The organism is Segatella copri (assembly GCF_024330485.1).
Taxonomy (GTDB): domain Bacteria; phylum Bacteroidota; class Bacteroidia; order Bacteroidales; family Bacteroidaceae; genus Prevotella; species Prevotella copri_L.
Map to the genome: position 1 here is coordinate 79,305 of NZ_JANDWX010000009.1, position 13,938 is coordinate 93,242.

At 46.2% G+C, this 13,938-nt stretch carries 14 protein-coding genes; 9 read left to right on the forward strand and 5 right to left on the reverse strand.

Features of this window, described 5'->3' with window-relative positions:
* The first annotated feature begins 103 nt into the window (after positions 1-103).
* From NNC77_RS07220 to NNC77_RS07230, 3 genes are all read left to right on the forward strand, one after another.
* The gene (locus NNC77_RS07220) at positions 104-838 is read left to right on the forward strand and encodes a DUF6249 domain-containing protein (RefSeq protein WP_254970636.1); all 735 of its coding nucleotides are present in this window, start codon (positions 104-106) and stop codon (positions 836-838) included.
* An 86-nt stretch (positions 839-924) separates the two neighbouring features.
* Complete coding sequence (locus NNC77_RS07225) at positions 925-1,464, forward strand: RNA polymerase sigma factor (RefSeq protein WP_254970637.1); 540 nt, start codon at positions 925-927, stop codon at positions 1,462-1,464.
* Entirely contained in the window at positions 1,454-1,906 is a 453-nt protein-coding gene (locus NNC77_RS07230; protein WP_254970638.1) for a DUF5056 domain-containing protein, read from the forward strand. Before NNC77_RS07225 ends, NNC77_RS07230 begins: the two co-directional genes overlap by 11 nt.
* A 131-nt stretch (positions 1,907-2,037) precedes the next feature.
* Here NNC77_RS07230 and NNC77_RS07235 read toward each other — a convergent pair whose 3' ends face one another.
* Positions 2,038-2,130 carry a smalltalk protein gene (locus NNC77_RS07235; RefSeq protein WP_254970642.1) on the reverse strand — a complete coding sequence of 31 codons (93 nt, stop codon included), beginning with the start codon at positions 2,128-2,130 and terminating at the stop codon, positions 2,038-2,040.
* A 219-nt stretch (positions 2,131-2,349) separates the two neighbouring features.
* A complete protein-coding gene (locus tag NNC77_RS07240; RefSeq protein ID WP_254970644.1) occupies positions 2,350-2,901 on the reverse strand; it encodes a DNA-binding protein in 552 nt (183 codons plus the stop codon).
* 612 nt (positions 2,902-3,513) lie between these two features.
* Here NNC77_RS07240 and NNC77_RS07245 point away from each other — a divergent pair.
* The 5 genes from NNC77_RS07245 (at position 3,514) to NNC77_RS07265 (ending at position 8,585) form a co-directional block, all read left to right on the forward strand.
* Positions 3,514-3,669, forward strand: a complete 156-nt coding sequence (locus NNC77_RS07245; RefSeq protein ID WP_153113850.1) for a hypothetical protein — start codon at positions 3,514-3,516, stop codon at positions 3,667-3,669.
* On the forward strand, positions 3,666-4,235 hold the full coding sequence (locus tag NNC77_RS07250) for a GNAT family N-acetyltransferase (protein WP_117695814.1): 570 nt from the start codon (positions 3,666-3,668) through the stop codon (positions 4,233-4,235). The genes NNC77_RS07245 and NNC77_RS07250 overlap by 4 nt, the downstream gene beginning before the upstream one ends.
* A gap of 216 nt (positions 4,236-4,451) precedes the next feature.
* Positions 4,452-4,715, forward strand: coding sequence for a hypothetical protein (locus tag NNC77_RS07255; RefSeq protein WP_254970647.1), 264 nt, complete (start codon positions 4,452-4,454; stop codon positions 4,713-4,715).
* Positions 4,716-4,746: 31 nt separating this feature from the next.
* A complete protein-coding gene (locus NNC77_RS07260) occupies positions 4,747-8,439 on the forward strand; it encodes a hypothetical protein (RefSeq protein ID WP_254970649.1) in 3,693 nt (1,230 codons plus the stop codon).
* Entirely contained in the window at positions 8,436-8,585 is a 150-nt protein-coding gene (locus tag NNC77_RS07265; protein WP_181976539.1) for a hypothetical protein, read from the forward strand. The genes NNC77_RS07260 and NNC77_RS07265 overlap by 4 nt, the downstream gene beginning before the upstream one ends.
* Before the next feature lie 189 nt (positions 8,586-8,774).
* Here NNC77_RS07265 and NNC77_RS07270 read toward each other — a convergent pair whose 3' ends face one another.
* Together NNC77_RS07270 and NNC77_RS07275 are read right to left on the reverse strand one after the other, a co-directional pair.
* A complete protein-coding gene (locus tag NNC77_RS07270) occupies positions 8,775-8,984 on the reverse strand; it encodes a DUF4248 domain-containing protein (RefSeq protein ID WP_006846942.1) in 210 nt (69 codons plus the stop codon).
* A 329-nt stretch (positions 8,985-9,313) separates the two neighbouring features.
* On the reverse strand, positions 9,314-11,359 hold the full coding sequence (locus NNC77_RS07275) for a VapE domain-containing protein (RefSeq protein ID WP_254986868.1): 2,046 nt from the start codon (positions 11,357-11,359) through the stop codon (positions 9,314-9,316).
* 179 nt (positions 11,360-11,538) lie between these two features.
* Here NNC77_RS07275 and NNC77_RS07280 point away from each other — a divergent pair, with 179 nt between their 5' ends.
* Positions 11,539-11,676, forward strand: a complete 138-nt coding sequence (locus NNC77_RS07280) for a hypothetical protein (protein ID WP_254971554.1) — start codon at positions 11,539-11,541, stop codon at positions 11,674-11,676.
* Between the two features lie 253 nt (positions 11,677-11,929).
* Here the strand turns inward: NNC77_RS07280 and NNC77_RS07285 are convergent, their stop codons facing one another.
* Positions 11,930-13,912, reverse strand: coding sequence for an OmpA family protein (locus tag NNC77_RS07285; RefSeq protein ID WP_254971555.1), 1,983 nt, complete (start codon positions 13,910-13,912; stop codon positions 11,930-11,932).
* Between the last annotated feature and the right edge of the window lie 26 nt (positions 13,913-13,938).

Sequence of the window (13,938 nt, forward strand, 5' to 3'; positions counted from 1 at the left end):
AAAATAAGAAATTTTTCGTTTCTTTGCAACTAAATCGCGAAGAGATGCGTCTAAGAAGCAGAAATTTTTCAAATAACAAGGTAAAACAATAAAAAATAATGATATGAAGAAAGCAATATTGGCATTAGCGCTCGTTATGAGCATCGGAGCCACCCAAGTGTCTTTGGCGTCTTCTGCTCCAAAACATCGTTATCATCCAACTACCCAACAGGTAGATCAAAAGGCTGTTCCTGCATCTGCCGCACAGCCATCTGCTTCGAAGGATAAAGACGACGAGGCGTTGGAGGCTTATTCTGATACAACCAGTACAGATTCGGCCAACTATGATGATTATGATGAGAATGATAATAGATCTGTTCATTCTAGATACAGTTTAGACAACTATGATGATCCGTTCGATTTCATCGGTTCGGTATTTGGTGGCGGAGCGCTGGCTGTTATGATCATTTTCTGTATCATCTTCGGTCTGCTGTTTGTCTTTGCTCCGCTGATCATCGTATTTCTGGTTATCAGATATCTGATTCGCCGCCACAACGACCGGCTGAAACTGGCGGAGATGGCGATGGAGAAGGGCATCAATGTTCCGGAAAGCGACCGGCCGATAGATAAGCAGAGCGATGAGTATCTGGTAAAGCGTGGATTGAGAAATGCCTTCCTGGGAGCCGGCTTGTGCGCCATGTTTGCCTGGTGGGATGCTGATTTCCTGGCTGGCATCGGAGCCCTGGTCTTCTTCTATGGCATCGGTCAGACCGTTATCGGCTCGCTTCCTGCCATCAAGGACTGGTGGAAGAACCGTCATGGCGATCAGGGCACGGGGTATAATGGTACTCCGGTCTAGCAGCCGACATTCAATATATCATGGCTTCTCAATAGGAGGGGAAGTCACAAGGAAAAGAACAACAATTATTAGTTAATATATATAAGGTGGAAAAGTTATCCGATATCTCTCTCGTCACGAAGGTGGTGATGCTTCATGACCGCAAGTCGTTCGACCTGCTGGTCAGGAAGTATCAGTCACCCATTCGTGGGTTCTTCCTGCGGCAGACGCTGGGGGATGCGCAGCTGAGTGACGACTTGGCTCAGGATACCTTTGTCAAGGCTTATACCCATCTGTCCGGTTTCAGGGGTACAGCCAGCTTCTCCACCTGGCTCTACCGCATCGCCTATAATGTATGGTATGATTATACCCGCAGCCATAAGGAGACGCAGGACATCGATACGCCTGCCGTTTCTTGTAAAAATGCACAGGGCGCCCATGCCGGATTAAAGATGGATTTGCTCAAGGCATTACAGATATTGAATGAAAATGAACGTACATGCATCACGCTGCAGCTGATGGATGGACTCTCTATAGATAAGATTGCAGAGGTGACGGGAATGGTGCAAGGCACCATCAAGTCGCATCTCTCTCGAGGAAAACAGAAACTTGCAAGTTACTTAAAAAAGAATGGTTATGACCGATAAGATAAATGATAAGAAGTTGGAAAGCATGAAAGGGGAACCGTTGAACCCTCAGGATGAAGAACTCTTGAAGATGTTCTTTTCCGATTGCCAGATGTCAGAGATTCCTGATGACGGATTCTCCGACAGGGTGATGCAGGCCTTGCCGGCTTTACCCGAAACTGATACTGCGATGTCGCTGGTTAAGCGCCAGCGTCTGGAACATTTATGGACGGCAGCCTGTGTGGCAGCAGGCATCATCATAGCAGTAGTCTGTCAGGGATGGGAACAGATTCAGGGATGGCTTTTCTCTATGAAGATAGATTTCCTCCTCTCCGGCTCCCGTGCCCTTACGCATGTGGCAGATTCCATCGCCCACTCTCAGAATCTCCTGATGGTGCTGGCTGGCATCGTTGTCCTCATTATGGTTTGGGGATATAATGAACTGGCTGATGCACGTCAGTAGGGATATATAAAAGAACCCCAACCTTAAGGGATTAAGGTTGGGGTGGGGAGGGACTAAATGTGGAAATTGATTTCATTTAACCGATATCTTTCTAGTGTTTTTCATGGTACTGAATCTTTAAAGGGTTGATACTACTGGCAGCTCTGCACGCAGAAGGCAGAGGCTATAGCGGTGAGAACGGTAATGACGAAATTCAGAATTTTCTTGAGTGTTTCTTTTTTCATTTTCATTTGATTTTTAAGGTTAATAAATGGATTGGGGGTTCGGATTTCCTATATCCGGGCGATACTTTTGAGAAGAAAGGCTGACAGGATGAGCAGATGGGCTTGATAGCGCGTGTTTCAATGATGCTTGCTATATTGATGAATAGCCGGGGGTGCTATAGCCGAATCCCGGACTGCATCCTGTCTAAAACCTTCTTTCTTCAGCTACTGGCGAGGGGGTTACTCCAGGCCGTCGCTACCATCGGAGCCGCTGCTCCCGGTGTTGCCTGATCCGCCAGTCTGTGTTGAGTCGCCACCCTGGTTTGTGCCGCCACCCTGGGTAGTATCGCCTGTGTTATCCTTACCGCCGTCTGGTGGAGTAACATCTCCTGTTACGGCAGTTGCCTTCTTCAGGGATGCATCGAGGTTCAGACTGGTAGCCTTGAACTCACCGGTGCCACGGGCACGGAGCTTCAGTCCGGCAATGTTCTTGGTGATGCTGAACTCCTTCTCGGAGGCAGCACCTTCCTTGTTCTTGATGCCGATGCTGAAAATGGCGAGGTCGGGAATCTTCACGGCGATCCCCTGCAGAACCAGTTCTCTTACGCAGCTCACCATGTCGGTGAGCATACCCTTGATGGCTCCCTTTGAGAACGGGGTGTTGTGACTTTCCATGTGCTCTGCGAGTTCATCAAGACCATAGGTCTGGGTGATTACAGGGTAGGCGAAAAACTTGCCGTAAGCGGCGCTCAACTTCTCGTTGACATACTTCTTCAATGTGTACAGAATCATAGTGTCTTCATTTTTAAGGTTAATAAATTGTGTTTGTGTTGTAGGGGGCGCTGCGCATTGCCTCTTGGTGGTCTGAGATGTTATCTCTGAACCACAATGCAAAGATACGAAATCGGTGAGGGGTCAACTCACAGTTGCTCATACTTGCTCATGTTTTATCATACTTTTTCATAGATTCTTTTTTCTGGAGTTTATAAGTCCATTATAATCAATCATCATTTGCTTGAATCTTACAAAAACAAGTAAATCGGCAAAAGCTATGGATGGCGGTCTCCTTACCGCACTTTTAATGGGTGATGTGCAATATAATAACAGTTTTTTATCAAGCTGCTAAATAAACATAAAATTCACTGCATTTATGCAGAATTGTGATGTAATATAATTATCTTTATATTCTAATTCGCTGAACTTTCGCATGTGGTTCAAGTACGGGCTGAAGGCTCAAAAGCTTTAAATATGCGTTTTAATACTAAAAAGAACAAAATAACCTGCTAAATATTTGGAAGTTACAGAAATATTGCTTAATTTTGCAAAAGAAAAGCTGCCCTCGGCAATTTGAAAGCAAGCTTTCATTGCGTTCGTTTGCATCACAAACATTTAAATGATATAATTATGTTAGGAATAAATGCACCAAAAGTTTTAGCTAAAGGCAAATACGCACAAGCTGTTCGTAAAGCCGCTCTTGCATCCATCGGTGCAAAAGCAAAGAAAGATGATGCCACAAAGACATCAAATTATCCATATAAATTTGAGTGGAATTTAGAATGAATTTAGAAGAATACAAAATAGAACTTTTATCAGACTTTGATGAGTTGATAAATTTCTATACAGGAAAAGACAAAATGGATGACTTTCTTCATAATCACTTACAAGATTGTGAAGAGAGTCATTATTGTAAGACATTTTGTGTCCGCTTAAAAGCGAATAACACGATTGTTGCTATTTTCGCCTTAGCATTCGACTCCGTTGACATAGATTCAGATGATTTTGATGATATGCGTATAGGTGCAGCAGGAACCGATTTACCTGCGGTAAAAGAAACTTTCCGAGAACAATTCGAACAAAAATATACTTATCCCGCTTTAGAAATTGCCTACTTAGCTATTGATAAAAAATTTCAAAGCTTACATTTAGGTTCAGCCTTAGTTGAAGAAATAGCTTCGATGGCTAGAAACCAAAGATATGCTGGTTGCGTCTTCTTGACAGTAAGAGCTTGGCATACCTCTAATTATAGCGCAGTAGGTTTCTATGAAAAGAATCAATTTGCAAAATTGACTCCTGTTCCACAAATGGATGTTTGGCCAATGTACAAAACAATTTGGCCGAAAGAATGATCCCCCTATGCCCTTTACCTTTGCTTTACCCTTCGGCCAGCGATTTTTCGATAAATACCAGGAAAACGCATCACTGAAGGGAACAAATTGTTAAAAAGGGGGCTACTTGCAGGAAGTAGACACCTAAAACATAGAAAATAGACACTTTTTTATAGGAAAGCAACACTTTTTTATAGGAAAGCAACACTTTTTCGAAAAAAATACTATATTTGCACCATGGAAAATATAATTCAGACTTTCACGAAAGAGGAACAGGCTATTTTTATAATGGCATTGTTTCTTCTGATTTTCGCCCTGGTCATGAGCTATGCCATGGTTCAAGACTACAGGATATATCTTGATGAAAACTACAAGGCTCGCTACAGCTTCTGTGATTTCATCAAGAGAGAAAGATACTATATCTATCTGTTTCTCGTACTGACTTTCGTCATCATCCTGGGAATGACAGTATATATAATGGCAATAAGAGGATATATGTAAGAAAGTAGAATAACAATAATAATTTACAGTTATGAACAACAAAAAACAAAGAAACAGGCTATTCACGATGCTTCTGCTCGTGATGGCTATCCTCATGCCTTATGAGGGGGCATGGGCAGCCACTAATGTAACGACCTCAAGGCCAGCCCAGGGCGATGGCTCGAGCAGTAATCCATTCCAAATTTCCAACGCCAAGGAGCTGGCGTGGTTTCGTGAATGGGTGAATGGTACGTATACGGTGAGTGGCAGCGAGTCGGCTACTACCCACCTCAATGCGTGCGCCAAGCTCACTGCCGACATAGACCTAAAGGACTTCTGCCATGCGGCTGATGCGTCTCAAAACTTAGAAGAATTGAGCTGGGTGCCTATTGGAAATATTGAAGGGGATTACAAAGGTACTTTCGACGGAAATGGAAAGACCATCACCAACCTTTATATCAATGCAAGCCAAACATTTATGGGGTTTTTCGGTTATACCTACCAAAGCACAATCAAGAACCTAACCTTTGAGAATGCAAATGTGACAAATACGAGTTGGTACACAGGAATTTTGGTTGGTTATGCAGTAAATGGAAGCACCCTTCAAAATATCAAAATATCAGAAACGTGCCAGATAAAAGGAGGAGGAAATTATACTGGCGGTATTGCAGGTATACTTTATGGTAACGCCTACAACTGCGTGAACTACGCCACGGTACAAGGAATAGAAGATGTCGGCGGTCTTTTTGGTTCTTACGGAGGGGACGAAATTTCCATAACCGCTTGTGCCAACTATGGAAAAGTAACGGCATCAAGTCAGATTGCTGGTGGCTTGGTTGGCTTTTTCAGTAGCGGAACAATCCAAGACTGCGCCAATTATGGAGATGTGGAAGGTACAAATCGTGTTGCTGGCATGGCTGGTTTTGTAGACAAAGGCAAGATACAGAACGTGTTCAGCTATGGCAGCATAAGTGCCACGAATGGCACAGAGGTAGGCATGGTTTTTGGCTATTCTAAATATGGGGACACTGAAGGCATGGTGGCATACTATAGTGGCGCAAAGCTGACTGTAAACGGCCAAGAGATTAAGGCGGTTAAAGCCTTCGGAAATGGAAAGCCTTCAGAAGATAACGCAACAGGATTTACAGAAGCTCAGCTGAAAAGCGGTATTGTTGCCTATCTGCTCCAGCAAAATGCTTCGAGCGAAGCAAAATGGGGACAAAATCTGGTTAATGATGGAGACATCTATCCTGTCATTGGTTCGGAGCATCAGGTTTATGCTACTGAAGTTTTGCTTGTAAATTGCAAAACCTATGAGGTGGTGACGGGTAGTTTCACCAACAATCCTACCAATTTCGCAATCAAGTATCAACACGGAACGATAAATCACCATGTTGCAACAGACGCTTCTTGCACCGAGGCGGCAACCAAGGAATATTGGCAATGCCAGGATTGTCAAAGGACATTTTCTGACAGCCAATTGACCAAGGAATTGACTGATGTAACGGACGCAGAGAAGCCTGCTCTTGGACACAACAACAATGAGGATGGCTATTGCGACCGTTGCCAGCATTATGTGGCTGTAAAGCCTTCACAGGAAAATGGGGTGTACCTGATAGCCAAACCTTACCACTTGGCGTGGTTCCGCGACTATGTGAACGGAACTATCGTGGACGAAGGCGAAGCAGATGGAATTACTCACCCAACAGCATCTGCCATGTTGACTGCGGATATCGACCTTACCAACTATTGCCATGCGGCTGAAGACGGCAAGGAACTCTTGAGCTGGATTCCGATAGGCAACAATGATAATCGCTGGAAGGGAAATATGAACGGTCAGGGACACACCATCTCCCATCTCTATATCAAAACCGCACAAGACTATGTGGGGCTTTTCGGCTATACTGTGGATGCGACTATCCAAGACCTTACCTTTGACTATGCCAAGGTGGAGAATGTGAGCACACGCACCGGTATCTTGGCAGGATATGCATTTGCATACTCGAATTCTCCAGCACATATAAAGGGTATTAAAACCACAAAGAATTGTACTGTAATAGGACAAGATCGTACTGGCGGTATCGTTGGAGATGCCATTATAAATCTCGAAAACTGCGAGAATCACTCCAGCGTGCAGGGAACGCAAAATGTTGGCGGAATTGCAGGTTCTAGCGATAATAAAAACATCAAGCGCTGCACCAATTATGGAACCGTTGAAAACGATGGTGTGTATATTGGTGGAATCATAGGTTATGCTTATGAAACAAGTATCGAAGATTGCGCCAACTATGGCAAGATTACAAGTACAGGTTGGAATGCCGGTGGTATAGCAGGACAAACGTTTGCTAACAGCAGTATCCAGAATGTGTTCAGTTATGGAGATGTGGCGAATACATATGGCGATCCAGGAATCATTATAGGTTGTGTGAACGGTACACTAACCGCAAAGGGCATTATAGCTTACAACAAGGAGGCATTGCTGAACAACTCATCTGAGAACATCAAAACAGTTGGTGAAGGAAGTCTGACATGCGAAGACGGAAAGGTAGAAGCTGACGTGGTCAAGGCATTCACCAAACAGCAGATAAAGAGCGGTGAGGTGGCATGGCTTCTTAACGGCTCCACATCTGTTCCTACCGAAGGAAGCACCTTGGCATGGTATCAGAAGTTGGGCGAGGATGGCGATGAGTATCCGGTGCTTACCCCAAGCAACGGGAATACCGTATACAACGATTATTATACTTGCGTTGACAAGCAAGTGTATATGAATATTTTCAGCAATACGGAGGCTGATGTGCATGAGAAGTACGACGAGCACGTCAAGGGTACGGAGACTCTGTTGGCAAATGGTCTTTATAGCTCCCCCTGCCAGCGATGCCAGACGAACCTTATGTACATCAAGGACTTCTGTGGCATTGATGGCAACGACTTGGATCTGACTGCTAATACTGACGGTTCATACACGGCAGTCAAACCTGTTGATTTCAATGACAATGCGGCTTACGACAGCCCTGTGGACTTCACTGCCCCAACGCTGAACTACACCCGCAACTATCTCGGCGCAGACCAATGGCAGGCTGTGTACGTGCCTTTCGAGACTCAGGCTACGGACTGGACAAACAACGGCATCACCGTGGCAAGCATCAACAACTTCCATGAGTATGAAAAGGAAGATGGCAGTGGCTATGAGACGGTACTCGAAGTGAAGAAGGCTACATCTGGAGAGTTTGAGGCTAACACCCCATACTTGTTGAGAACAAACGATAGCGGAAGCAAGACTATCACTATCAATAATGCCAAGTTGCATAAGGCAGAATCGAAGACATACTACTGCATGAGCATGACTCGCAAGTATGACTTCACAGGCATCTACACTCCACAAAGTGGATTAGGTCAGGATGGAGTATCGGTTGCAGTATATGCTCTCAACAAGAAAGGATGCATAGCTCCGTTAAACCCTTCTACCGAAGTTGGTGCACAGCGTTGGTATCTTACGGTAAGTAATCGTAATGGTTCTAACATGTCACAAGCATCAAAATCCCGTTCTATCAACATAGATGAGGTTGGCGAGGGATCAACAACTGCCATAGAGGGCATCCAAGTTATAACCAACAATGAGGCTGATAAAACATCTCTAAATGGTATATATGACTTGCAAGGTCGTAAGCTCTGCAAAGAGCCTACTCATGGCATCTATATCAAAAATGGTAAAAAATATGTGAAATTCAATAAGTTAGGAATATGAAAAAGAATTATCAGAAACCATCAATCGCTATTGTTGAGTTGGAAAATTCCTGTGTTCTATTAGCTGGGTCTGACTTAGGACCAGAAAAACCGCCAAAAAGCTATGAGCAGATTCCATTCACAGATGAAGATTGTGATCCTGCATAGTATTGTGTTTTAGTTTATGCCAAATTGATCGACAAAACATTTGGCAATATTTATCAACCCATACTTCGCAGTTGTTCCAAGGGTCTATACACCTCGACAAAAGGGTGTATAGACCCTTTTCCTATTGCATGGATGTCTTCAGGTAGAAGTACCTTTTGTTGGTTCATTTTCAGATTAGGTGGAACAGGATTAGGGTTCACCGAGGAAGTAGAGGATGTAGGAGACTTGCATCGGGGTGAACTCCTTGCAGTTCTTGCCGTAACCGGTGGCGGCGAGCTTCTGGAGAAGGTCGGGGATGCGCTGGATCCATCGCATCAGGTGAGCACTGGCTACTGCTGGAGTAGCATCGGGAAAATATAGAAGAGCTAGCTCTTGCTTGGTATAACTTCTTAAATCCATAGTTTTGTTTGATTTTTTAAGGGGTTTATGATTGAGTTGCGGCTCATAAGCTACTGGCTTTTACATCATAAGTCTCTGACTTTTGCATCGTAAGTCTCTGACTTTTTCATCGTAAGTCTTTGGTTTCCGATTCGGAAGTAACCGGCTTTGCTATGACACATGACACTTATGACAGTGAATTCTGAAGATTTGCTCTCGCGCGGGCAGGCAGGAAAAATCAGGCCGAAAGTTCCTGCCTGCCCGCGTGCGAGGCGAAAAGTTGAAAAACTAGTGTCATAAGTGTCATAGTGTCATAATCTGACCAGTGGGAACCGATGGCTTGGGAACGGCTAGAACGGGGCATCATCATCGGATTGCGGCGAGTTGATGCAGAGGGATACCTGGTATGCCTTGATTTCCTCGGCAGTACGTATAATCGCCCTGTAACCACGGTTGTAGGTGGTGCGCATCTTTTCGAATCCGAGATCATTGAAAGCTCTGCCCAACTTGGTGCTGCTCAGCTTCTGGGAGATGTTGCAACTGATGATCTGCATCGCTCTGGCTATGGACACGAACTCCCCTGTCTCCGCCTCCGTTGGCTTTCGGAAGTAGAGATCCACAAGTTCCTGTTCTAGTCTGGGCGCCTCAAAAGCGCGGTTGTGCCGGTTCTGCTTTTCTATCTCCTCATCGGTGAACCAGTAGCGGAAATCACTCTTGTAGAGGGCGTAAGCCTGGGCGTAGATGCCTTCGTAATTGAACGGATGCTCACGGGGCGAGAGGATGCTCTCTATCTCGTAGGGCAGCCAGCGACGGTTACCGGTAGGGTCGCTCAAAAACTCGGGATTGTTGCCCGTGCCGCAGAAGGTGTTGATATGCTTGCGCTGCTCGGCATAATGGCCGTATGCCGCTCTTTCGTTGGTATACTGCATCGTTACCACAGCCTTCAGCTGGTTCAGTTCCGACGGACTCATCGTGTCGAGCTCTTCATAACAGATGAGTGCATACTGCGAAAGGGCGATGATATCATCCTTCGTCATGCGCCTGGCATTCGCCTTCGTATAGAAGTATTGCTTCAGTTCCGGCGGCAGGAGATAGTTGAACCAGGTGGTCTTGTAGGCGCCCTGTTTGCCGATGAACACCAGGATGACATTGTTTACGGCACCTTCGTCTATCCATCCTGCTATCATCGCCACGAGCCATTTCCTGAGGGCTTCACAGAAGGGCATCACGGGGTCTCCCTTCATCTTTACCGTGGCAGCGAGTTCGGCTATATAGTCCTTGTCGCCTTCCTGCCAGGGTGGGAGATTTTCCAGATAATCGGTGAAGGGATTGTAGGGCGGGGTATAGTCGCTCTCGATGACATTAATCATGTCGCTCTTGCTCACCCTTGCGGTTAGCGACATGTTGCTCCATTGCGTATTCAGATCGCGGTCCTGGAGGATTCGCCATTTCCCCTTCAGATACTCGTAGCGCAGGGTGATGAGGTTGAAGCGGAGTTTGATATGTCCGTCGAGGTAGTCTTTGATTTCATCTACTGTGGCATAGGGAATCTTTCCGGTTTCTGCCCTCGCCTTTTGTGGGTGAGTGGTGTTCTCGTAGCACGATTTGAACACCTGTTCTACGTCGTCGTATTCGGGAAACTGCCTGATAGCCCACTGGGTGGCTTCTTTCCTGTCGTACCGTTTCTTTGCCATCATGTAGCCCACCCGCATCACATACTGGTTGTGGTTGCCGGGTTCGTACCTGATCTTTTCGCTTTCCAGCTTGGGTTTGACGATCTGCTCGTAGTAGTCGGCGATGCGTTCCTGTTTCTTTTTCTTCTGGGCGGTCTTGAGCGTAGCGGAATGGAAATGGCTGATTTCCTCGGCGCTGAAGGCTGCGGCTTCAGGATTGAAATAGACTTCGGGGTCGTAGGCGAGTCCGCTGAGCCTTGTGATGTTCTTGCAGAGCGGATCGCTTTCCTTGCCGATGAGATGCGCGTAGTAGTCGTTTCCCATGGCGAAGGCGGCGGGATAATCATCGCCTTCGTAGCGGTAGATGACGCGCAGTCCGTTGCCGCTCATGGTAACGTAGCAGAGCAGGGTGTGGGCATCGTGGCAGATTCTCTCTTTGAGCGAGTGCAGGGTGCCGTCATCCGGTTTTTCTGTGATGTGGTCGAAGTCGACCAGTGACAGATGTGTGAGACTCCGGATGTTGTCCTTGCCTTTTCCGCCTTCGAAGATGCAGGCTACGGCGAAGAGGGGTGCATCGTGCTTGTACGACTTATTCCCCGTTTTCCGGTAAGACTCGGTGAAAAACCTGAGTTTCTCATCTTCCTTCATGAAGGTTACCAGGCCTTCCAACTGGCCAGGTGAAGGAATCTTGCTGGCCATGTTGCTGAATGTAGTTATGTTCATAATCTCCTAAAAATATTATATTGTTATACAATATATTTATCGGTTATTCGTTTCCTTATAGGTAAGCAGATTGTTGTATCTGTTTTACACGATGCAAAGATAATAAAAAGAAAATAAAAAAGAGTTCCCGACGTCGGGAACTCGTTTATATATTTTCAAATAATTTAAATAAAATTACCATGTTCTACGACAAATTTAAAGTAGACAACAGCCGTTTCGGTGCTGTTTTGAGTGAAGAAATGAAGAACCATAACATTACTGGTTCTCATTTAGTGGCTTGTGCAGACATGCGCAAGGAAAACGTTTATGCAATCTAAAAGGGTAAGGGCGATTATCGGCTCAGTGTTTATGTGAGGATTGTTTCTGCTCTTCGGTACTTTATCGAAGATCCGAAAGAATACGAACGAGTGAAGCAACGTCTTATCGAAGCAGCCTTCGATGATGGTTACTTTTTTAATAAATAATACTTTTGAATTGGTTTTTTAAATTAAAAAGTGGAATCCGGCAACCGCCGGATTCCACTGATATCGTAATGTTTTTTTGACGTTTCGCAAGTTTATGCCCTTCCTGTCAAAACAATTTATAGGTAGTGCGTAGCACTTTGAACTCGGTTCGGCGGTTCAGCTGGTTGCAGATTTCCTGATGCTCCTTGCTCTGCTTCAGGATAAATTCTTCGTTGAGCACGTCGCCTTCCTTGAGCCAAGGATACTTCTCGGTAAGTTTCTTGCGCACATTCTTCGGCTTCTCCTTGCCGTAGCCCACAGGGGTGAGGCGCTCTTTCTCTATGCCGTGTTTTATCAGATAGTCTACTACCGATTGGGCGCGGCGCTGAGACAGATGCTTGTTATATTCGCTGTTACCCTTGTAGTCGCAATGGGCGCTGAGTTCGATGGTAACGTGCGGGTTCTCTTTCAGCAGCGTTACCAGCTGGTCGAGGGCTGTTGTACTGGCTTCGGTAAGGGTTGCCTTGTCGAAATCGTAGAAGATGTTGTCGATGAGTACAGGGGCTGTGATGGAAGCCAGCGGGAACTGGAGCACGTATTCCTTACTCTCTTTAGCCGAATCAACCCGAAGTTCTTCCTTGTGGTTGAGGTAGCCTTTGCAGGATGCCATCACCAGATAGTCGACATGCGGATTGATAGGGAGGACAAACGAACCGTCGCCCTTGACGGATAGTTTCCTGTTCGTTCCGTCGTTGCCTACGATTCTCACCTCTGCGGCAGGCAGTTCATAACCGTCTTTCTCGTAAACCCATCCCTTCATTGTGGTAACAATCTCCGGATTCTCGAAGGAGTAGATATGATCGTAGCCTCTTCCGTCTTTTCTGTTGGAGCAGAAGAAGCCCTGGTTGTGGAGACCCTCGAAAGTCATTCCGAAGTCATCGGCTTCTGTATTCAGCGGATAGCCGGGGTGGGTGAGTTCATATTTCCGGGTGATGGAATTCACTTTGGCGATATAGATGTCGAGTCCGCCCATTCCCACATGACCGTTGCTGCTGAAGTAAAAGTCGCCGTTAGGACGGAAGGTAGGGAACATCTCATCGCCTGGGGTGTTGATAGGTTCGCCCAGGTTCTCTACGCCGCCCAGTCCGGCAGGAGTGATGCGCACTCGCCAGATGTCGAGACCGCCCTTTCCGCCCGGCATGTCTGATACGAAATAGAGCCATTCGCCATCAGGGGAGATGGCTGGATGGGCAAAACAACTGAGTGTATCTTTGCTGATTTCCAGATTTGTAGGCTTGCTCCAGGCTGCATCTGAGCGGTTGGAGGTTACTATCTGGGCTAAGCGGGGCGAAGTGGGATCGGTGGTACACTGGGTGAGGTACATCTGCTTGCCGTCTGGGGTAAAGCAGCATGCGCCCTCTTCGTAGTCGGTGTTGAGACCGGTTCCGATGGCTTCCGGCTTGCTCCATTTGCCTTTGTCGTTCTTTTCAGAGAAGAAGATGTCGGCAGATTTCGTTCCCGTCACTCCGTTCAGGTCGCTGCCTTGGGCTTCGTTGCGGGTTGAGGTGAAATAGAGCTGACTGCAGTCATCGCTGAGGAACATCGGCGAATAGTCGTCTCTTCGGGAATTGAAAACATCCATCCGCTTTACCTTGTACCGGCTTCCTTCCTTCTTCCAGACTGGGGCTTTTCGTGCCGATTCGAGTCCGTTCTTTACCAACACGTTGTCGGGCATGGAATCGAGCAGGAATTCGAATTCCTTGGCAGCCTGTCTGTAACTTCCGTTCTTCAGGAGAAGCCGGGCGTAAGCCAGGCGGTCGTTGAGGTCAGCCTGCTTGTATCGGATGGCATTGCTGTAGGCAGCCAATGCCTTCGGCGTACTGTTGATTTTATCATAGCAGCGTGCCATCTTTAGAGCCACCTTGCCCCGGGCAGCCCGCTCTTTGGTAGGTGTCTTGGTGTACACCTTTTTATATTGGGTTGCCGCATCGTAGTATTCGCCTAAAGAAAGATGCTTATCTGCTTTCTTCAGGTTCTGTTCTATGCCGCAACTTATCAGAAAGAGGCAGCTGATTGCTGTTATGATTTGATAAAATCTTATTTGTTTCATACAGGAACAACTTAATTATTTTACTG